The organism is Salicibibacter halophilus (assembly GCF_006740705.1).
Lineage (GTDB): Bacteria > Bacillota > Bacilli > Bacillales > Marinococcaceae > Salicibibacter > Salicibibacter halophilus.
In genome coordinates this window covers 3,368,882-3,388,500 of record NZ_CP035485.1, presented here as the reverse complement: position 1 = coordinate 3,388,500, position 19,619 = coordinate 3,368,882, and the positions used below count along the sequence as shown (strand labels likewise).

At 47.4% G+C, this 19,619-nt stretch carries 20 protein-coding genes; 8 read left to right on the top strand and 12 right to left on the bottom strand.

What is annotated here, in order from left to right; translation table 11 throughout:
- Window positions 1-194: 194 nt before the first annotated feature.
- On the bottom strand, window positions 195-1,376 hold the full coding sequence (gene lhgO / locus EPH95_RS16585; protein WP_142091098.1) for an L-2-hydroxyglutarate oxidase: 1,182 nt from the start codon (window positions 1,374-1,376) through the stop codon (window positions 195-197).
- 81 nt (window positions 1,377-1,457) lie between these two features.
- Window positions 1,458-2,462: a zinc-binding alcohol dehydrogenase family protein gene (locus tag EPH95_RS16580; protein ID WP_142091097.1), complete on the bottom strand. Its 1,005-nt coding sequence runs from the start codon at window positions 2,460-2,462 to the stop codon at window positions 1,458-1,460.
- A gap of 144 nt (window positions 2,463-2,606) precedes the next feature.
- Between EPH95_RS16580 and EPH95_RS16575 the strand changes: the two genes are divergently transcribed.
- Window positions 2,607-3,773, top strand: coding sequence for an MFS transporter (locus EPH95_RS16575; RefSeq protein WP_142091096.1), 1,167 nt, complete (start codon window positions 2,607-2,609; stop codon window positions 3,771-3,773).
- A 6-nt stretch (window positions 3,774-3,779) separates the two neighbouring features.
- Here the strand turns inward: EPH95_RS16575 and EPH95_RS16570 are convergent, their stop codons facing one another.
- The 3 genes from EPH95_RS16570 to EPH95_RS16560 are packed head-to-tail and all read right to left on the bottom strand — an operon-like array spanning window position 3,780 to window position 5,832.
- Window positions 3,780-4,535, bottom strand: coding sequence for a HAMP domain-containing sensor histidine kinase (locus EPH95_RS16570; protein WP_142091095.1), 756 nt, complete (start codon window positions 4,533-4,535; stop codon window positions 3,780-3,782).
- Window positions 4,532-5,161: a hypothetical protein gene (locus EPH95_RS16565; protein WP_142091094.1), complete on the bottom strand. Its 630-nt coding sequence runs from the start codon at window positions 5,159-5,161 to the stop codon at window positions 4,532-4,534. Before EPH95_RS16565 ends, EPH95_RS16570 begins: the two co-directional genes overlap by 4 nt.
- Window positions 5,158-5,832 (bottom strand): response regulator transcription factor, encoded by a 675-nt coding sequence (locus EPH95_RS16560; RefSeq protein WP_142091093.1) that lies wholly within the window; start codon window positions 5,830-5,832, stop codon window positions 5,158-5,160. The genes EPH95_RS16565 and EPH95_RS16560 overlap by 4 nt, the downstream gene beginning before the upstream one ends.
- A 190-nt stretch (window positions 5,833-6,022) precedes the next feature.
- Here EPH95_RS16560 and EPH95_RS16555 point away from each other — a divergent pair, with 190 nt between their 5' ends.
- The 3 genes from EPH95_RS16555 to EPH95_RS16545 all read left to right on the top strand — a co-directional run bounded on the left by EPH95_RS16555 (window position 6,023) and on the right by EPH95_RS16545 (window position 8,310).
- Window positions 6,023-6,367, top strand: coding sequence for a hypothetical protein (locus EPH95_RS16555; protein ID WP_142091092.1), 345 nt, complete (start codon window positions 6,023-6,025; stop codon window positions 6,365-6,367).
- Between the two features lie 165 nt (window positions 6,368-6,532).
- Complete coding sequence (locus EPH95_RS16550; RefSeq protein ID WP_160141830.1) at window positions 6,533-7,621, top strand: ABC transporter permease; 1,089 nt, start codon at window positions 6,533-6,535, stop codon at window positions 7,619-7,621.
- A complete protein-coding gene (locus EPH95_RS16545; RefSeq protein WP_142091090.1) occupies window positions 7,618-8,310 on the top strand; it encodes an ABC transporter ATP-binding protein in 693 nt (230 codons plus the stop codon). The genes EPH95_RS16550 and EPH95_RS16545 overlap by 4 nt, the downstream gene beginning before the upstream one ends.
- 35 nt (window positions 8,311-8,345) lie before the next feature.
- On the opposite strand, the gene eutH is transcribed toward EPH95_RS16545, so the two are convergent.
- Complete coding sequence (gene eutH / locus EPH95_RS16540; RefSeq protein WP_142091089.1) at window positions 8,346-9,434, bottom strand: ethanolamine utilization protein EutH; 1,089 nt, start codon at window positions 9,432-9,434, stop codon at window positions 8,346-8,348.
- Between the two features lie 231 nt (window positions 9,435-9,665).
- On the bottom strand, window positions 9,666-9,893 hold the full coding sequence (tlp, locus tag EPH95_RS16535; protein ID WP_142091088.1) for a small acid-soluble spore protein Tlp: 228 nt from the start codon (window positions 9,891-9,893) through the stop codon (window positions 9,666-9,668).
- 341 nt (window positions 9,894-10,234) lie between these two features.
- Here tlp and EPH95_RS16530 point away from each other — a divergent pair, with 341 nt between their 5' ends.
- Together EPH95_RS16530 and EPH95_RS16525 are read left to right on the top strand one after the other, a co-directional pair.
- Window positions 10,235-10,459, top strand: a complete 225-nt coding sequence (locus EPH95_RS16530) for a hypothetical protein (protein ID WP_142091087.1) — start codon at window positions 10,235-10,237, stop codon at window positions 10,457-10,459.
- Window positions 10,456-12,702, top strand: coding sequence for a transglycosylase domain-containing protein (locus EPH95_RS16525; protein ID WP_142091086.1), 2,247 nt, complete (start codon window positions 10,456-10,458; stop codon window positions 12,700-12,702). The genes EPH95_RS16530 and EPH95_RS16525 overlap by 4 nt, the downstream gene beginning before the upstream one ends.
- A gap of 64 nt (window positions 12,703-12,766) precedes the next feature.
- Here EPH95_RS16525 and EPH95_RS16520 read toward each other — a convergent pair whose 3' ends face one another.
- The 5 genes from EPH95_RS16520 to EPH95_RS16500 are packed head-to-tail and all read right to left on the bottom strand — an operon-like array spanning window position 12,767 to window position 17,851.
- A complete protein-coding gene (locus EPH95_RS16520) occupies window positions 12,767-14,428 on the bottom strand; it encodes a CocE/NonD family hydrolase (RefSeq protein ID WP_227003959.1) in 1,662 nt (553 codons plus the stop codon).
- Window positions 14,429-14,441: 13 nt separating this feature from the next.
- Window positions 14,442-15,104 (bottom strand): ABC transporter permease, encoded by a 663-nt coding sequence (locus tag EPH95_RS16515; RefSeq protein WP_142091657.1) that lies wholly within the window; start codon window positions 15,102-15,104, stop codon window positions 14,442-14,444.
- The gene (locus tag EPH95_RS16510) at window positions 15,104-16,015 is read right to left on the bottom strand and encodes an osmoprotectant ABC transporter substrate-binding protein (RefSeq protein ID WP_142091084.1); all 912 of its coding nucleotides are present in this window, start codon (window positions 16,013-16,015) and stop codon (window positions 15,104-15,106) included. Before EPH95_RS16510 ends, EPH95_RS16515 begins: the two co-directional genes overlap by 1 nt.
- Before the next feature lie 13 nt (window positions 16,016-16,028).
- On the bottom strand, window positions 16,029-16,673 hold the full coding sequence (locus tag EPH95_RS16505) for an ABC transporter permease (protein ID WP_160141829.1): 645 nt from the start codon (window positions 16,671-16,673) through the stop codon (window positions 16,029-16,031).
- Between the two features lie 17 nt (window positions 16,674-16,690).
- On the bottom strand, window positions 16,691-17,851 hold the full coding sequence (locus EPH95_RS16500) for a betaine/proline/choline family ABC transporter ATP-binding protein (RefSeq protein WP_142091083.1): 1,161 nt from the start codon (window positions 17,849-17,851) through the stop codon (window positions 16,691-16,693).
- Between the two features lie 285 nt (window positions 17,852-18,136).
- Between EPH95_RS16500 and EPH95_RS16495 the strand changes: the two genes are divergently transcribed.
- Both EPH95_RS16495 and EPH95_RS16490 read left to right on the top strand, forming a co-directional pair.
- Window positions 18,137-18,730 carry a GbsR/MarR family transcriptional regulator gene (locus EPH95_RS16495; RefSeq protein WP_142091082.1) on the top strand — a complete coding sequence of 198 codons (594 nt, stop codon included), beginning with the start codon at window positions 18,137-18,139 and terminating at the stop codon, window positions 18,728-18,730.
- Window positions 18,723-19,607: a beta-keto acid cleavage family enzyme gene (locus EPH95_RS16490; protein WP_142091081.1), complete on the top strand. Its 885-nt coding sequence runs from the start codon at window positions 18,723-18,725 to the stop codon at window positions 19,605-19,607. Before EPH95_RS16495 ends, EPH95_RS16490 begins: the two co-directional genes overlap by 8 nt.
- The last annotated feature ends 12 nt before the right edge of the window (window positions 19,608-19,619 follow it).

The following is a 19,619-nucleotide window of genomic DNA, read 5'->3' as shown; positions in this document are numbered from 1 at the left end:
ACCGGGGGAAATATATCAAACGATTGCATCCATGCACTTCATGTTTGCCTCATACCCTTAGAAGAAACTTATTTGTTCCTCTCCTAATAGTATAATCCAAATAAGCTCAACTGAGAATAGCAATGAAAGAGGGAAAGTGTGACATTAGCAACTGCCATTCGCCTGGTTTGTTTACATCTCAGGTTATGGAAGTATCAAGACAGTTGCCGGACAATTTCCTTGCCGATTTCAAGGGAGGCAGTGGCGGCCGGAGAAGGCGCATTGCAAACGTGCAGGCTGCTTTTGCCTTTGATAAACATAAAATCGTCTATCAATTGCCCGTCGTCGGATAGCGCTTGGGCTCTTACGCCGGCTGGCGCCGGTACAATATCCTCGGCCTGCACGTCAGGAATTAACTTCTGCAAACCTTTAACAAATTTTCGCTTGCTAAACGAACGGACCATTTCGTCCATGCCGGTGCCTGCATATTGGCGGGCAATTCGCCAGAAACCTTCATACGTTAGGACTTCAGCCGTATCGCGAAGGCTTATCTCTGTCTTTTGATAGCCTTCCCGTTTCAATCCAGGAACAGCGTTCGGGCCGGCTTCCACTCCCCCGTTAACCATCCGGGTAAAGTGAACGCCGAGGAAAGGGAAGTCGGGGTTCGGAACGGGATAGACCAAATGGTTGACAAGGCTCCGCCTGTCCGCCCTTAACTGATAGTATTCCCCACGAAACGGCACGATTTTCATGTCCGTGTGATAACCGGCCAGACGGGCAACGCGATCGCTATGTAAGCCGGCGCAGTTAATCATAAATCTTCCGGTAAAAGAACCTTTCGATGTCTCCACATGTACATGGTCTGTTTTTTCGGTAATGCCTGTGACCTCGGCATCCAACTCTACTTGTCCGCCTCTTTCTTCCACATACACCGCTAGTGTTTTTGCCACCCTTTTAAAATCAACGATGCCGGCACTTGGCACACGAAGAGCAGCCAGTCCACGAACGTGGGGCTCTATTTCTTTCAGCTCCTCGCTGTCTAGCTTTTCGAGCGCCAACCCATTTTGATGGCCGCGCTCATATAAACGCTCCATCACCGGAAGCTCTTCTTGTTCAGTAGCCACAATCACTTTGCCGCACGTTTCAAAATGAATGCCATGCGCGCGACAAAAGTCTTTCATCGATTGGTTGCCGGCCGTTGCAAAATTGGCTTTCAAACTCCCCGGTTTATAATAAATGCCGGAGTGAATCACACCGCTATTATGACCGGTTTGATGCGCGGCAACCTCATCTTCTTTTTCCAAAATAAGTATTTTTGCTTTCGGCTGCCGGTCGAGGATGGCTTTGCTTGTCGAAAGGCCAACGATACCGCCACCGATAATAATGTAATCATACATCTGCCGTTCCTCCCTCGTCGGTTGCAAACACATAAAAATAATATAGATGCCCAAAACGGTTGGGCATCTTTGCCTGCTTCGTTAGTTGTTCTCCAACACAATTTTCCCGATCGTTTTCCCGCTTTCAATTTTTTCATGGGCAGCGCGCAGATTCTCGGCATTGACCGGTCCGCCGCGATCCGTTAAGGTGGTGCGGATTTTCCCTTCGTCAACCATCTTACCAGCTTCGTTTAAAAGATGATGCTGTTCGATCATGTCGTCGGTCTCGAACATGGAACGCGTAAACATAAATTCATAGGAAAAAGAAGCACTTTTATTTTTTAGCACATTAAGATCGTGGTTTTCTGCTGCTTCCACAATACTCACGATATGGCCTTGGGGCGCCAACGCTTCTCCCATGTTTTCCCAATGTTGATCGGTGTTGTTTAGGCAAAAAATGTAATCGACGTTCCCTTCCAGTTGCTGCCGGAACGGTTCATAATGATTAATGGTTTTGTCTGCGCCGGTGTCCCTTGCCCACTTAACGGTTTCTTTTCGGGATGCTGTCCCGATAACATATAGTCCTGCGAGTTTCGCGAGTTGCACAGCAATCGATCCAACACCGCCGGCGGCCCCGATAATCAAAATGCTTTTCCCTTTATTGGCCGACGGATCCATCGAGAGGTGCATGCGCTCAAATAACGCTTCCCAAGCGGTAATGGTTGTTAACGGCAACGCGGCGGCTTCAGCAAAATCCAAGCGCTCAGGCTTTTTGCCGACAATTCGTTCATCGACTAAGTGATAATCGCTGTTACCTCCTTGCCGCGTCACGCTTCCCGCGTAAAAAACCTCATCACCAACCGAAAAAAGTTCTACATCGTTGCCAACTTCTTCAACGACACCCGCGACATCCCATCCAAGGATTTTCGGCTCTGTTCCACCAGGCGGGTTGCCAAGGCGCTGCTTTGTATCTACGGGATTGACCGATATCGCCCGGACGCGTACGGCCATATCTTTCCCCGTTGCTTTCGGTTTTTCCACTTCTACATCTTGTAAACTTTTTTCATCTGTAATGGGCAAGTTTTCATAAAATCCAACTGCCTTCATTGTCACACACTCCTGTTCTACCAGATAATTTTCCTACTTTAAAAGTACCCGAAAAGATGTATTGCAAAACCTTGATAGTTGTGGTTGCCCGGTGCTTGCGTTAAAATAAGACAGTTAACAACGTGGAAAATGAGGTCCGATATCATGAATTTTCGTGTTTATGTACTTGCCGTATCAGCATTCGTCGTCGGCATGGTTGAATTGATCATCGGAGGAATATTGCCGTTAATTGCCGAGGATTTAAACGTTTCCGTCGCGGCAGCCGGCCAGTTGATCACGGTTTTTGCCCTTATCTTCGCGATTTCAGGCCCTGTCTTACTGTCTCTAACCTCAAAAATCGAGCGAAAACGTTTATATATGAGCTCTCTTGCCGTTTTCTTTTTTGCCAATCTCTTTGCATTCGTGAGTCCGAATTTCGAAACGCTTATCGTTGCACGAGTCGTGACAGCGATGAGCGCCGCCTTAATCATCGTTTTGTCGCTAACGATCGCTCCGAAAATCGTCGAACCTGCGTATCGTTCCCGAAGCATCGGGATTATTACAATGGGCGTAAGTTCCGCACTCGTCCTGGGCGTTCCGATCGGAGTGCTCGTCGGAGACATGCTTGGATGGCGCATGCTCTTTCTGTTAATCGCGATGCTAACGTTGGTCGCAGGTGTGATCATTTTTTATTTTCTCGAACCGATCAAACCTGATCACGTCACCTCTTTACGCCAACAAATCGCATCGTTGAAAAGTAAAAAAATCTTCAGTGCCCATATCGTTACGTTGTTGATCCTTGCCGGCCATTACACGCTTTATGGATATTTTGCCCCGTTTTTGCAAACAACGATGGGGCTGGAACCGTTTTGGGTGAGCGTTGCCTTTTTCGTATTTGGCATATCCGCGGTGTCCGGGGGCGGCGTCGGCGGATGGATGACCGACCGCTTTGGTCCCCAGCGGACCGTTGTTTCTTTTATTATCTTGTTCGCGATCGTTTTGTTTCTCCTGCCTCTTTCCACCTATTCATCCGTGCTTTTTCCGCTCGCGCTTGTCATCTGGGGCATGTTAAGCTGGTCCATCGCACCCGCCCAACAAAGCTATCTGATCCAAACGGCACCGGAGACATCAGATATCCAACAAAGTGTGAATACGTCTGCCTTGCAGTTCGGGATCGCCACCGGCTCCGGGTTCGGCGGGCTCGTCGTCCAGCAATCATCTGTGGAGACCACCGCATGGGCCGGAAGCGTGCTCGTGATACTGGCGCTCGGTTTTGCACTTTACTCTTTTCGGAAACCAGCCGGAAAAGCAGCCCCTCTAGGGCAGAGTTGAAGAACGTTACCTCGTTGCTTTTAAGCGGACACTCACTTTTGTCCCTTTTCCGGGCTCACTTTCCACATCGATCTCTCCGCCATGGAGATCGATGATTTTTTTCACGATCGCAAGCCCAAGGCCGGTGCTTCCATTTCCCGGGGTGCGTGCTCGATCCCCTTTATAGAAACGTTCGAATATTTTTCCGACCTCTTCCGCCTTCATGCCAACGCCATGGTCTTGAATGGTAATGTTTACTGTTCCATTTTCCCGTTGCATGTCAATGTGAATGTCCCCACCGATGTCACTATATTTAATCGCATTTGTCATCAAGTTCATCCAAACTTGATACAGCAAGTTTGCTTCCCCTATCGCTTTTTCCGCTGACCCATTGATTTCAATATACAATTCTTTTTCCTGCCATTGAAAACGGAGCGTCTGCATAATATCCTTCAATTGTTGCTGGATATCAACGGGGTTTTTATTGTCGATTTTCTCTTCGTTGTCCAAATGGGACAACGTCAGCAATTGTTTGCTTAATGTGGACAGCCGAGTGCTTTCCTTTCCTATGATCTGCAGATACTTTTGCTTTTGTTCTTCTTCCAATTCCGATTGTTGGAGTGTTTGTGTGATGCCGCGAATCGTCGAAAGCGGAGACTGAATTTCATGGGATACATTGGAAACAAATTCTTGGCGCATCGCTTCAAGCTGCCGAAGGTCTTTGCTCATGGATGTGAAATGTTGGGCTAGCTGGCCTATTTCATCTCTGCGATTAACATTCAATTCAATATCAAAAAACCATCGGAAATCTTCTTTGTCGCATCCGTTAAAGAAGTGACCGGTTTTACGATTCTGCGGGCAGCCAATGCTACAAAAAGAAAGCTTAAAACGACGGTGAGCACGAGTAGCACAGCAAGAAAAACGCGGAATTCCCCCAATTGCTGTTGGTGGTCCGGCCGCATAAACAGCGCCGCAGTCCCTTCTGTCGTTTCCACCGGAACACCAATCGTATTCCTTAGCTCGTTATTAAAAAAACCAGTCGTAAAGAGTCCGGCAGGCTGTTCAGATACCCCGTGGTATTCCCCGCCGGCGAGAACCTTTTTGATTTCGTGTTCCGGCAACGCCAAATCCCGAAACGCACTTCCAAATTGACTCATGTTTTTGTTCTCATCAAACAAAACAAGTTGGTAGCCCAAATCGCCGACATGGGAAAAGTAAGCTGAGGAAACTCCGTCTGCTTCACGTTCCGTGTACTGTTGTATGTTCTTGGCAAAAGTTGAAATCTGCGCATCATTTTCGGGTTTTAAGGAAAATTGGTAATACACATTGCTAATAAAAAAGGCGAGCAGGCTGCTGATAATCATAACCGAAAGTGTGATGATAACGGTGCGGACATAAAAACTTTTCAATGGTGAACCTCCATTTTATACCCAACTCCGCGGACCGTACGAATGGAAAAAGCATCCGTCGCTTTCGAAAATCGTTCGCGTAATCGTTTAACGTGAACATCGACGGTACGATCATCTCCCGTGAAGGCTCGGCCCCAAATGATTTCAATTAACATTTCACGTGTGAACGTTTGATTCGGAAAACTTGCCAGTTGAGCGAGGAGATCAAATTCTTTCATCGGAAGCATCATCGTTTTTCCGTTACACGTAACCTCGAAACTTCTGCGGTCAATCGTCACATCGCCGATGGTGACCGTTTCTTGATTCACGAACTGAAAACGGCGAAGCAATGCTTTTATCCGGAAAATCAGTTCCTTTCGTTCGAATGGCTTTGTGACATAATCATCCGTTCCTGCCGCAAACCCTTTCGCTTTGTCTTCCAGTTCTCCCCTTGCTGTCAACATTATCACGGGAATATCATACAAAGAGCGAATGTCTTTACATAAAGCAAAGCCATCGACATTCGGCATCATAATGTCGACAATAGCCAAATGGATGCTATTTTTTTCCAGGATCGATAAAGCAACCTCTCCGTCTTCCGCAGGGAAGACACGGTAACCTTCATTTTCTAAATCACCACTCACAAATTCCCGAAGATGGGGGTCGTCATCCGCGAGCAATAAAGAAATCATGCCTGCCACCTCCTCCCTATCATTATCTCGAAAAAATAGCGTTTTAACAAAAATTATATAAGGGAACATGCGTTTCTATTTATGTGCTATAATAAAATTATTCTCTATATTTACGATTTGAATAGAAGGAAGGTATAATAGATTTTAGCAATCGTGACACGGAGAATAACAAAAAAAGGAGAGGTCGAAGTTGGAGCAAAACAATGAAGTTTTATCGCAAATTTTAAAAGAAGTTCAATCGCTCGGAGTGGAAGTTGGGTCAATTAAGGAAGATGTAGGTTCCCTTCAAAGAGAGGTTGACTCTATCAAGAATGATGTTGGGTCCCTTCACGGAGAGGTTGGCTCTCTGAAAGAAGAAGTTGCATCTATGAAAGAAGAAAATGAAAAACGCTTTAATCAACTCGAACAATCCGTAAGAGAAATCAATGATACCACCCGAAACATCGAGCGAAAGCAAGAAAATCAAGAAGAAGTCATCGATTTGCTGTCCCGTCGTTCCATCGATCTTGAAGTTGGGTTAAAAAAGGTAAGATAAAGTTTAGCCACAAACCCTCCATCGAGGAGACTGGTGACCATCTTTCTCCTCTCTTTTCTATTTTTCCCCCCAAGTCATAAGCAACTGTCAAACTTCCGTGTCTTTTTATTCATATTGCGTTCATAGACCTCCTGCATGCTGAAAAGGAGAAAGGGAGGTCATTATATGTTTTTAGCGATTAGAGAGCTGTTTTATTTTAAACTCCGCTATATGATGGTAGCGTTGATTATTTTTCTATTATCCTTCTTAGTGCTATTTGTTTCCGGGCTTGCCCAAGGGCTTGCCGATGACAATGCTTCTTCGATTATAAACATGGGGGAAGAAGCGGAATATTTTGTGATCGATGAAGAAGCAGAATTGCAACTCACACGCTCTTTGATCACTGACACAGATCAACAAACGGTTGACAATGTCGTAGAAGAAGCTCAGATCCTGGGTATCCATCAAGGAACCATTCAGGACGAGACAGAAACGATCACAGATGTGGCCAAATTTTTCGTTGACCATAACTCTGCACTATTTCCGGAGGTTGTCGAAGGGGAAAGGCCGACGGAACAGGGGGAAGTACTAGCCGATCTATCCATTCAAGAAGAAGGATATAGCGTTGGCGATGAATTTCAGGAAGATACGACGGAGGAGATATTTTCGATCTCCGGCTTCACCAACGATCAAAGATACAGCCACACCCCTGTGCTGTATATGACCGAAGACGACTGGCTCGAATTAAGCGGCAGGGATGAATTGCTTGCCAGCGCGCTCGTTCTCCCCGACACCGGTGATGACGTCGTGAATACGTTAAATAGCGAAATGGATGAGGCAGAAGTCGTTACCATTCAAGATTCCCTTTCCGGCATTCCCGGCTATAGCGAGGAACAAGGGTCATTGTGGATGATGATTATCTTTTTGTTTATCATTTCAGCGTTCGTCGTTGCTGCCTTTTTTTATGTCATCACCATTCAGAAGCTGACTCAGTTCGGAATTTTAAAGGCACTCGGCGCGAAACTGAGTGGCTTGGCCAATACGATCCTTATTCAAGTCGGGCTCGTCACCGTCGTTAGTGCAGGTGCAGGTATCGGTGCAACTTTTCTTGCCGCAACCCTATTACCGGCGGATATGCCGTTTATGCTCCCGATGAATTTGGTCGCCATCCTTGCCGGTATATTTATTTTCGTTGCCATTCTCGGCTCTCTTCTTTCATTATATAAAGTCAAAAAAGTGGATGCGCTTGAAGCAATTGGAGGAATGGAAGCATGACAGCAAAACTTTTAATGGAAGATTTACACGTTGGATTTGGAACAGGCGACCATACAACGACCATTTTAGAAAGTATAAACTTCTCGATTCATGCCGGGGAATTCGTAGCCATTACCGGACCATCAGGTTCGGGGAAAAGCACACTTCTGTCCGTGGCAGGTACACTTCTCACCCCAACTCGCGGCCATTTGCTTCTCGATGGCCAATCTCTGTCACGTTTAAATGCGAAAGAAAGCGCAAATGTACGCTTGCATCAAATAGGGTTTATTTTTCAGTCCGCTCATTTGATCCCTTATCTAAACGTTGAGGATCAGTTGCTCTATATCGGAAAGATCGGTAAAATCCCGAAGCAAAAAGCAAAAAAACGCGCCGACGAGTTATTGGATATGCTTGGTCTTGATCATCGCCGCCGTCATTACCCCGTTCATTTATCCGGAGGAGAACGGCAACGGGTCGCCATCGCGCGTGCATGGATGAACGATCCGCAATTGCTGCTTGCCGATGAGCCGACCGCAAGCCTGGATGCCTCCAGAGGACAAGAAGTGGTGGAAACTTTGGCCACCCAAGTCAGGCAACAGCAAATAGCGGCAGTTATGGTTACGCATGACACCCGTTTATTTCGCTTTTGCGATCGTGTGATCACTCTTTCAGACGGGAAAGTGGACCAAATTGAGGAACGGAATGAATAAGTGAAACCGAAAATAACGAAAGAGTTAAAGACGCACTACGCCTGATTTACATCTACGGGACGAGTCACTGCCCAAGCGAGCACGGCCGCGGCAAGACCGCCCCCGAACTTGCCAACAACCATGGCAAACACGACATCGGCGTTAATACCCGCGACAAAACCGAGGTGGCCGCCAAGTACAAATGCTCCGCTGACACAAAAGGCGGCCACGATAATTTTTCCCCGGTTGTTCATCTCGGGAAACATGGCAAATGCCGGAATCGCGTGGGCAAGTGACGCCAGCAAGCCGGCGCCAGCTTGCTCATTCAGCCCTATTTTTCCACCTATGCGCTCCAAGGGCCGCTCCAACACCCGAGTCAATACGTACACCAGCGGGAATGCGCCGGCTAAAACGAGAACAACCTGTCCGACAATCGTCATCCCTTCCGACAGTGGAGCAAGCCCAGGAATCGATAGGAATGGGAGGAGTGCTTCGACTCCAAGTAAAACAATACCGATCACGGCAACCACTGTAATCCCTTTTCCCAGTAAAGTAAATAGGCGCACCGTCCCCTTTTGATAAAATACAAGCCCAACGGCAATGAGACCCGAGAACAGTAAAGCCGGGATTAAGTTAATAACCATCATGGCGAACGAAAAACCGGCCACAAGCCCTCCCAAGATGCAACCGAATGGCGCGCAAACAAGGCCAAATAAAATGCCGCGCGTGAAAAATGGCACATCCTCCTGCCTGAGCAAGCCAATCGCGACCGGCACCGTAAAGGAAATCGTCGCACCATAGATCGAACCGATGAAAACCCAGGAAAATACAGCGGTGGCTTCTTTTTCTCCCAATTCAACAGCAAGCGCGTACCCGCCCAGATCAAGGGCAAGAAACGTGTTCATCAACGCCGCCGGGTCAACACCGAACCAGATATGAAGCGGACCGCTCACCCACTGAAGACCCTCGGCTAAAATCGGCGCCACTGCCACGATGCCTACAATCACAAGCGCGAGCGGTCCCATCATGCGAAACGCTTCCATAAATTTGTCGCCAAGCCCAAGCCTGGAACCTAAAACGTAGTCGATCGCGCTGACGACAAGAAAAATCGCCAACACGATTAAAATCAATTGATTGATGTCCATAGTATGTAGTCCTTACTAATTCCCGTAAATGATTCCCAAAAAAAATAACCCCGAAACGATGTACATACATCCGAGGATAGCGCGACTGAGGAGACCTTCGTACCTTGTCCATTTGCATCTCCGGTCAGAAAAAATTTCTTTTATATTCAACGTATTATAACACAATTTTACAAATAAAACCAGGCAAGCCATCGCACTTAAAACAATGACTTGCCTGATTGATTTTACATTTTAATCGTACCGCTGGTCGCGAACTTCATCCTTAATTTCATCACGCATCGCCTCGATGCTTTCTTCGCGGCGCTCATTCTTTTCTTCAATTTGTTGCTTTTGTTCTTCGCTCATTTCATCGGCGTGGGCTTTTAGGTAATCCTCTGCCTCATTCCTATTTTGCATCGTATGCCCGATATTTCTTTCAATTCTTTCCGGGTTATCGGACCGATCATCCGGCTTTGCCAAGCTATCTACCTCCTTTACGATTAACCGTAGTTTGACCCTATGTGACAAATATATGTATGTAAGCGCTTGATGAAAAGATTTTCATTGCTGTTTTAAGACAGCTGTATTACAATAAGTAATGGAAATACGCATCATCTTTTTCGAAAGAATATGTTCTTTGGAAAATGGGAGACTTCAGAAAAAATTTTTAGCATTTTTATTTTTCCTAACATTCCACGAGATAATCAACCGATCAAGCTTATTCACCCTGTTTGTATGATTGAAAATTAAGATATTTATATAATACAGGCGATCCTTCCAGAGACAGTTCTTTCTTCATGCATTGAAATGAGGAGGCACGAATGACCGAGTACCATTCGAGGACGGAAAAACGAAACGCGGAAAAAACGGCGCGGAGAAAAAATAAAAAACGTCCCACAATTAAAAAAGTGACGATCAGCGCGCTGATCGTCTTGTTAATCACCGCCCTTGCCGGCACTGCAACAGCAACAGCGTATATTTGGGATGCTCCCCCCTGGATTCTGATGAGCTGGTATTTGCCGAGGGAGCAACCATCTACGACATGAACAATCAGGAAGTCGGCAGACTGCAAGGCACTGAAAATCGTACGTATCGCGATATCGAAGAAATGCCCGAGCATTTAAAAAATGCTTTTATCGCCGTTGAAGATACGCGCTTTTATGATCATGGAGGGATTGATCTTTATAGAATCGGCGGGGCCATCGCCGCAAATATTACCGATGGCTTCGGGGCCGAAGGGGCGAGCACCATTACGCAACAACTCGTCAAGCAAGCGTTCCTGTCCACAGATCAAACCATCAAGCGAAAGGTGCAGGAACAGTGGCTTTCTTTGCAAATGGAACGCCAATATTCCAAAGATGAGATTTTGGAAATGTATTTGAATATCAGTTATTTTGACAGCGGTGCATGGGGAGTTGGAGAAGCCTCCATTCGCTATTTCAACAAAGAAGATTTAAGCGAGCTCTCCATTGCAGATGCAGCCGTGTTGGCAGCCATCCCACGCCGTCCTTCTTACTACAACCCGGACAGTAATCCGGAAGCCGCCGAACAGCGGAGAAACTTGATTCTTTCCATGATGGAAGACCAAGCGTTCATTACGAATGACGAAGCAGAAGAGGCCAAATCCGTATCTATTGAAGACCAATTGGATTTTACACCGGCGAATAATGACTTCGCATACCAATCCTTTGTCGACCATGTCATGGAGGAAGTGGAATCCATCGACGGATTAGAGACGATCGACTTGTACGCCGCGGGTTTTGATATTTATACAACCATTGAACCGGATGCGCAGCAGTATGCCGAAGATGTGATTCAAAGCGACGAATACCTCCATCAATATCCGGATGATGAACAGTTCCAGGTTGGTTTTACCCTTTTGGATACCCAAACCGGAGCGATTCGCGCCATTGTTGGCAATCGACAGGAAAGCGAGGCTGAAAGAGGCTGGAATCATGCAACTGCAGCCAGCGGCCAACCTGGCTCCACCGTAAAACCGTTGCTGGATTATGGACCAGCGATAGACGAATTGCAATGGTCCACCGGAGAACAGATTGTCGATGCCCCGCATGAATATTCCGATGGCACGCCAATTAGAAACTATAGCGGCAACTATAGCGGAAGTGTTTCCATGCGCGAATCGTTGGTGCGTTCATTAAATATTCCAGCGGTAAAAGCAATGCAGGAAGTTGGGCTTGAAAACGCTCAGTCGTTCGCGGAAGGCCTTGGGCTCTCCTTTGAAAATAACATTGAGGAAAGCTACGCTTTGGGAGGATTTAGCGACGGGGTGTCGAGTCTCGATATGGCAGGTGCATACGCTGCCTTCGGAAATGGCGGCACATACAATGAACCCCACAGCGTGCGTAAGGTTGTTTTCCGGGATGGGCAGGAAATAGAACTTAACCCGGAATCGGAACGAGCCATGAACGATTACACCGCCTATATGATGTCGGATATGCTCAAAGGAGTCGTTACTGATTCAGCCGGAACCGGACAGCGGGCAAATGTGGACGGTTTGCCGCTCGCCGGAAAAACGGGAACTTCTAACTTTTCCCAAGAAGAAAGAGATCGGTATGGGGTCCCGGACGGAGGTGTTCCGGACATTTGGTTTAACGGTTATACGACCCGTTATACTGCTGCTGTCTGGACAGGATATGGGGATGGACGCGGAAGCGGCTATTTATCCTCAGGTGAAGAGCAGCAAATCGCAAGGGATATATTCCGCCATGTAATGACCCACGTCCACGCAGGAGAAGGAACCGAAGATTTTGCACGCCCTGATTCCGTTTGCGGGGACGGTGAACTATTTGTGTGCGGCACCGAACCGACAACACCACAGCAAGATGATTCTTCTGATCGTGATTCCGAACCATCGGAGGAAGAAAGCGATATAGATGACCCTTTGGAGGAAGACACTTCCGATGAGCCGATTGAAGAAGCGCCTGAGGAAGAATCCATCGATGAATCTACCGAGGAAGAAGAACCGACCGATGACTCCACCGAGGAGGAAGAGACAGAAGAAGAACCGGTGGAAGAAGAACCAGAAGAACCAACAGAGGAACCAACCGAAGAACCAACGGAAGAAGCGCCGGAGGAGGAAGCACCGGAAGAGCCAATGGAAGAACCAACGGATGAACAACCTGAAGATGATTCCAATGATAATGGCGAAACCAATGGAGATAGCGAAGAAGACGATGATACAGATGATGACAACGGTGACAGCGGCGAAAGCGATGACAACGATGGAGCTGAAGGCGACGAAAACGTCGAGGGAGACACAGAAGATTAGAGATAAAGTGCGAGAGGGCTCCGAAAACGGGGCCCTCTCTTGCTTAATTTTCAATGGCCTTCCTTTACCTTATCGGGATCGAAAGGGAGGAAGGATACTGCCCTCCATAATAAAGGATATCGTTGGCAGGTACTCCGCCCGTCGCGGTTCTCGATGTCGTGCCATTATTTTGGTTAACATCAAAGCGAGGTGCATTGCTGCCTGCAATTGCCAGGCGAATCGCGTGCCCTTTCCCAAAGCGATAACTTGTGGGCGTTAGGTCAACCTGTACGTGTCGTGGTCTTCCGCGATCATCCACCGTTCTTCGTATAAACGTATCGACCACATTGTACACTTTTCCGTCGGGAGTGACATCGCTCACTTGCAGAAACAAATCCAAAAGCGGCGAATCGCTGGACACCCATACATTTGCTGCAATGGTGCCAAGAACCTCTAGCGGTATATCCAAAGGTTGCGTTGTAAAGACGAGGGCATCCTCCCTCTCGTGCAGGTCTCCTTGTTCGAACATCCCTGCTCCATGCCCTGCCATTAACAAATTTCCGCCGCGTGTGGGAAATGGAGCCGCTGGGTTTCTTGGACATTGATCAGTCTGGTTGGTTTCCGGTTTCTTTTTTTCCAGTGTCCGAACGCTGTTTTGCAAGCTCGTATTCTCGTGATGGTTCAGATGATAACGGGAAATGCCGGCATTATTCGGCGGCCAGCGTTCTTGTCCATCCCATCGGCGCTTTCCCATGTGATAAACGTGCACCGGCTTTTCGATGTTCAACGGTTTGTCTTTGAGCCAGTGGCCAAACCATTTAATATGGAGGTCTGTGAGATCTTTTAGTTGATCAACCCCTAATGGAGAAGTGGCATGTTCAAAAAAGACGTCGCCTGCCCAACCGTCCAGATTGGAATGGGTCCACGGGCCAATCCAAAGCATTCGTTTCCCGCCAAATTGTTGGTAAGCCCCAAGCGTTTGCCCCAAAAGAGAATCAAACCAGCCACCGATAAAAAGGGCAGGAATATGAATATGCTTCAACTTCTCCCGTACATCCACCTGTTGGATGGTTTGTTCAGTGATTTGACGATTAACAAAATCGAAGTAAAAGGAATTGGGAACTGTCTTTTTTATGGGTGCCCACTCACGAATCGGCTGATCGTGAAGGCGGAAGGGTAATTCATCAATATAAGCATGAGCACGTTCTAGTTCTTTGTCACGATCTTGTCGCTTTAATTGATCAGGGAGGATCGATTCCAAAGCCCACGTTGCCAGACTCCCTTGATCGAACGGCATGGTCTCGTCCTGTACCATATCGACCCATCCATCCGCGATTGCCATAACCGGAGCAATGGCATAAAGAGAGGGCGGCGTTTCTGCAGCGGCTGCCAATTGGGTGTATCCGTGATAAGACATGCCAAACATTCCTACTTTGCCATTGGCATAAGGAAGTGCAGCCGCCCATTCCACGGCTTCGTAACCATCTTTTCTTTCATACACAAACGGATAATAAGTCCCATCGGACGCATATCGGCCTCGCACATCTTGAAGGATCACCACGTATCCTGCCGCCACCATTCTCGGCACATCTAAATAACCTTTATAATAATGACGGTTTGATTTGTCGTAAGGGAGGCGAAGGAGAAGAACCGGATAGATCCCCTGTCCTGCCGGACGGTAAACGTCCGCTCTGAGAACAGTGCCATCCGAACATGGACATTCTACGTCGTATTCAACGTACACCACGATGACCTCCTTTTTATTTTGAAGCAGCGCTCGCTTTATTCGCAGGGTTTAAACTGCGTTCGATCTTTCCCATCAACAGATCGGCGATAATCGCCATCAATGCCGTTGGCACTGCCCCGGCCAAAATTATGGCCGTTCCATCGGTAGCATTGGTTCCCCGCACGATGATCGAGCCAAGACCCCCGGCACCGACAAACGTCCCGATCGCGACAATTCCGATCCCTACAACGAGTGCGGTGCGTATTCCAGCCATAATTACGCTGACAGCCAACGGAAGCTCTACCTTTTGCAGCAGCTGAAAGCGTGTCATGCCGGAAGCATGGGCAGCTTCGATGACGGTTCCGTCAACGCCCTTCATACCAACATACGTATTTTGAATGATTGGAAGCAAGGAATAGAAAAACAATGTCGTCACCACTGTCGTCGTTCCCAACCCAAGGGTGACCATCAGAAGCGCCATAAAACCAAGGGCGGGAATGGTTTGAATAATGCTCCCGAATGATAGCACCCATTTGCCCAACCTTCCGTAACGGGCGATCAAAATGCCTAGCGGAATGGCCACAATGGCAGCGAACAAAACACCGTAAGCGGCCATTAAAAAATGACGATAAAATTCTTCCAAAATGTAAAAACCATTTTGAGATACGTAGGTCACCAACTGTTCCCACACACTCATCACTCGTTCACCTCCTGTTCAAAATAGTTATTTTCCTTAAGGAATTGTTCCGCGATATGGGATGGATTTACGAGATTAACATCCCCCTGATAATTCATGACTTGCATACCTTCCGTCGAAACCGTACCAGCGAGCGAATCGAGGATGGGCTCGAGATCCGGATGTTCCTCGACCACTTCGTTTTGAATAACCGGAGATGCATCATAAGGCGGGAAAAATTCATCTTCAAGTACAGTTAGATCATAAGCTGCAATTCTTCCATCCGAAGAATAACCAAGCACGGCATCCATATCGCCATTGGCAGCTGCGTCATATACGAGGCCTATCGCCATCGGGTATACATCTCCGAACGGGAAGTGTGTTTCCGTAAATGCTTCGTAACCGTCCCCTGCCCGGTTGACCCAAGCATTATCCACGCCAAAATTCATTTCACCGGCAAACGTTTCAAGGTCTTCCACATGTTGAATGTCATGTTCCTGTGCAAAAGCTTCCGGCACAGAAACGGTATAACTGTTCTCAAAGCCATAAGAGTCTCCCCACGTCTGATTAAATTGTTGGTCGAATTCTTCTTGTACGATTTCCATAGCTTTCTCGGTATCCGTTACACCCTCGATATCAAGAACTCCGGCTAAATCTGTGCCCGTATAACGAGTGGATGTGATATCAACTTCATCATTCATCATCGCTTGATGCTGGACAATGGAAGACCCGAGATTTGTGATCAGCTCCGTTTCCAAGTCGGTATGGTGTTCAATCATTTGAGCAATGATATTTCCCCAAACTTCTGATTCAACCGTATCGAGCGTTCCAATTCGAATCGTGCTATCGGATGGACCGCCAAGTCCGGGCAGCGCACACCCCGAAAGAAGGAGCATGGTCGCCAACATTACAGCGGTTCCTCTTTTTTTCATAAGTATCTCCCCCTCAAGTGGTTTCTCTCAGTGGCTCGGGTGTCATCCTTTTTTCCAAAAGCGAAAGCCCCCAATTGGCTAGCAAGGCTAAAATTGTTGCCGGTATTGTTCCAAGGACGATGAGCTCTGGTTGATATAGGTTCAAACCGTCAAAAATGAGATCACCAAGCCCACCGCCGCCAATAAAAGCAGCAAGCGTTGCCCAACCGATTAAATAGACGGTAGCAAAACGAATGCCTGCCATGATAACGGGGAGAGCCATTGGGAGTTCGATTTTACGAATCGTTTCGATATTGCTCATGCCCATGCCTTTCGCTGCTTCCAACACATTTGCATCGACGTCTTTGACACCTGTATAAGTGTTCCTCAAAATCGGAAGCACGGAATAAACGAATAAGGCAATGATCGCCGGTGTCATCCCGACTCCCAATATAGGCATGAAAAAAGCAAGAATGGCCAGGCTTGGGATGGTTTGTAGAATACCGACGAAAGAGATTAACCGATCAGCCACTGCGGGAATACGGGTAAGGAAAACCCCGACGGGCACAGCGACAAGGACACCCAAGAAAATCGCCGCAAATGAAATGTACATATGCTCGCCCGTTTTCGTGAGCAAATCCCACCCATAGGTAGAAAAAACATCAAGAATTGCATCCATTCTTTTGTCGCCTCCTTTTAGTCATTAGCGCCAGCGGTGGCAACTTCTGTTGTAATGCCATCACCCCAAATGGTGTCGTACACCATATCGGCAAGTGTCGCGCGTGTCACGATTCCTTGAAGACGGTTGGATGCGTCAACGACCGTCACATATGGACTTCCCCGACGTAACATCTTGTGCACCGTGTCACGCAGCAAACTGTCTTTTTGCACAGCATACTCTTGGGTATTCATTGCTTCATGCACATAAGTCGATGTTCGATAATGGAGATCCACCATTTCCACGTCAATATACCCTTGAAGCTTATGCTCTCCATCGATCACAAGCAGGGAATCCACACGTTTCGCACGCATTTTTTGAATCGCGTCTTTCAATGTTTCGTCGGTGTTGATCGTGATTGGATTGGCGTTCATAATCTGCTCGACGGTGGTGACATCGGGCCGGCTTTGCAGCAACCGATCTTTACCGATGAAATCTTCCACAAATTCGTTCGCGGGATGGCGAAGAATAGCCTCCGGTGTGTCCGCCTGAACGATTTCTCCTTCATTCATGATCACAATTTTATCTCCTAATTTGATCGCCTCGTCCATATCGTGCGTGACGAAAACGATCGTTTTGTCCACTTCTTTTTGCAGTTTTTTAAACTCATCCTGAAGGGAATCACGCGTAATCGGGTCCAGAGCCCCAAAAGGCTCATCCATCAAGATTAACGGCGGATCTGCCGCCAGTGCCCGCAACACCCCGATGCGCTGTTGCTGACCGCCGCTTAGTTCGTGGGGATAACGCTCGAGATACGACTCCGGTAAATTGACAAGCTTAATCAGTTCTTTTGCCCGTTTTTCTTTTTTTTCCTTATCCCATTTCAACAAAGAGCCAACGAGTACAATATTTTCTGCAACGGTCATATGTGGAATAAGGCCAATTTGCTGAATGACATACCCAATGGAACGGCGAAGCTGTACAGGATCCTTTTGCGTTACATCTTCTCCATTCACTTTTATTTCACCATCTGTCGTATCAATCAGCCGGTTAATCATTTTCATCGTTGTGGTTTTTCCGCATCCACTCGGACCGATAAATACGACAAACTCCCCCTTTTCTATAGAAAGGTTCAAATTATTGACTGCGGGTTTGGTCCCGCTCCCAAAACGTTTCGTTACATTTTTGAATGCTAGCACGTAAAGCACCTCCGTGGTTGATACACTCGCTTAATTCAACTGTTTCAGTATAGGGATAGGCATCTACGAAAGAAAAGTCGCAAAAAACAGCTTCTCATTATAAAATCTATGCAATTTTTATTTTATAAGTTTTATATAAGGGTTTATCGGACAATTCCTCGTTTTTGCTTTTAAAAGTTGTGCTAACTGTTTTTTTGCAAGGAGATGAAAACGTGCTATTGTTACAGATAGCTTATATCGGAGGTTCATCGCCTCTGGCACAGAAAGGGGATGACGGGAGACCAGATGAACGACGAGCAATTACTGGATGAATTGAAGGAAGCGGAAAATCAAATCGCCGACCGAATCGCTGACAATATGGAAACGTTCGGGGTTTCTTCAACCGTTGGGCGCCTGCTTGGCATCATCTATATGAACCGGAACGCGATGACTCTGGACGAGCTCGCGGAACAAACGGGCATGAGCAAAACGAGGATGAGTCAAGTCATGCGTCAGATGATGGCGCTGAATATTGCTGAAAAAGAATTCGTCAAAGGAAGCCGAAAAGAACACTATAACGTAGAGAATGATTATGTACAGACGTTTATTTCCCTGTTTACAACGAACTGGCAAGAGGTCATCAGTCAAAACATGACCCTTGAGCGTCGTTTGCGCGAGCGCATCACAAAGCTCGAGGCGTCTATCGAAGGTGAAGCGTCGGCGGATATACAGGAAAGGATCGCGTCATTCAAGCAAGAGCTTGACGACTGGTCTGCGTACTATAAATGGATTCGACGATTGGTTGATTTTTTTGAGAGCGGCGAGATTTTAAATGCCGTTCCCGTTAAAGAACCGCGAGCTGAAAACCAGCACTCAGAAGGAGGAGAAACAAATGGCTAAAAAAACCATTATTACCGCTGCAGTAACAGGTGCAGGAGAGACGACAGAGAAAAGCCCACACGTACCGGTGACACCGAAAGAAATTGCCGATGCTGCCATTGAATCTGCGAAGGCGGGTGCCGCAATCGCTCACATCCATGTGCGCGATCCGAAAACGGGCAGCTTAAGCCACGACCCTATCCTGTATCGGGAAGTTGTCGAGCGCATTCGCGAGTCGGATACCGACGTCATCATAAATATTACTGCCGGAGGCGGCGGGGACTTCGTGCCCGATCTTGACAATCCCACCCAAGGCGGTGCCGGAACGGATATCCAGATACCTAAAGAGCGTCACGAGCCTGTCGGCGAATTGCTTCCGGAAATTTGCACATTGGACTGTGGAAGCTTAAACTTCGGGGATCAAGTGTATCTAGGCCCGGCTGGCTGGTTACGCGAGCACGCCCAGCTTATCCAGGAAAGTGGCGTGAAACCGGAGCTGGAGATTTTTGACACAGGACAAATCCGCCTCGCCAATCAGCTCATCCACGAAGGGCTCATTGATGGAGATCCCATGTATCAATTCTGCCTTGGCATCCCTTGGGGAGCAGCCGCAGATGCTGAAACCATCTCCTATATGAAGAGTCGAATTGTCGAAGGGTCCACTTGGTCTGCGTTCGGCATCGGTCGTATGCAACTTCCAATGGTTGCGCAAGCGGCTTTGCTTGGCGGCAATGTGCGCGTTGGCTTGGAAGACAATCTGTATCTTGATAAAGGGGTTCTCGGCACAAACGCGCAACTTGTTGATAAAGCTGTCGATATTCTACGTGGAGTGAGCGTTGAACCCACGACCGCCGCGGAAGCACGTGAAACTTTACAACTGCAAAAGGCAGTGAAATAGAAAGAGGTGTGC

Bases quoted from the DNA above. Each gene is read 5' to 3' on its own strand.
- EPH95_RS16530 (WP_142091087.1), top strand. From the start codon at position 10,235: ATGACCGAGTACCATTCGAGGACGGAAAAACGAAACGCGGAAAAAACG.
- EPH95_RS16525 (WP_142091086.1), top strand. From the start codon at position 10,456: ATGAACAATCAGGAAGTCGGCAGACTGCAAGGCACTGAAAATCGTACG.
- EPH95_RS16505 (WP_160141829.1), bottom strand. From the start codon at position 16,673: ATGGATGCAATTCTTGATGTTTTTTCTACCTATGGGTGGGATTTGCTC.
- EPH95_RS16560 (WP_142091093.1), bottom strand. From the start codon at position 5,832: ATGATTTCTTTATTGCTCGCGGATGACGACCCCCATCTTCGGGAATTT.
- lhgO (WP_142091098.1), bottom strand. From the start codon at position 1,376: ATGTATGATTACATTATTATCGGTGGCGGTATCGTTGGCCTTTCGACA.
- EPH95_RS16550 (WP_160141830.1), top strand. From the start codon at position 6,533: ATGTTTTTAGCGATTAGAGAGCTGTTTTATTTTAAACTCCGCTATATG.
- EPH95_RS16545 (WP_142091090.1), top strand. From the start codon at position 7,618: ATGACAGCAAAACTTTTAATGGAAGATTTACACGTTGGATTTGGAACA.
- EPH95_RS16515 (WP_142091657.1), bottom strand. From the start codon at position 15,104: ATGAGTGTGTGGGAACAGTTGGTGACCTACGTATCTCAAAATGGTTTT.
- EPH95_RS16510 (WP_142091084.1), bottom strand. From the start codon at position 16,015: ATGAAAAAAAGAGGAACCGCTGTAATGTTGGCGACCATGCTCCTTCTT.
- EPH95_RS16495 (WP_142091082.1), top strand. From the start codon at position 18,137: ATGAACGACGAGCAATTACTGGATGAATTGAAGGAAGCGGAAAATCAA.
- EPH95_RS16575 (WP_142091096.1), top strand. From the start codon at position 2,607: ATGAATTTTCGTGTTTATGTACTTGCCGTATCAGCATTCGTCGTCGGC.
- eutH (WP_142091089.1), bottom strand. From the start codon at position 9,434: ATGGACATCAATCAATTGATTTTAATCGTGTTGGCGATTTTTCTTGTC.
- EPH95_RS16490 (WP_142091081.1), top strand. From the start codon at position 18,723: ATGGCTAAAAAAACCATTATTACCGCTGCAGTAACAGGTGCAGGAGAG.
- EPH95_RS16580 (WP_142091097.1), bottom strand. From the start codon at position 2,462: ATGAAGGCAGTTGGATTTTATGAAAACTTGCCCATTACAGATGAAAAA.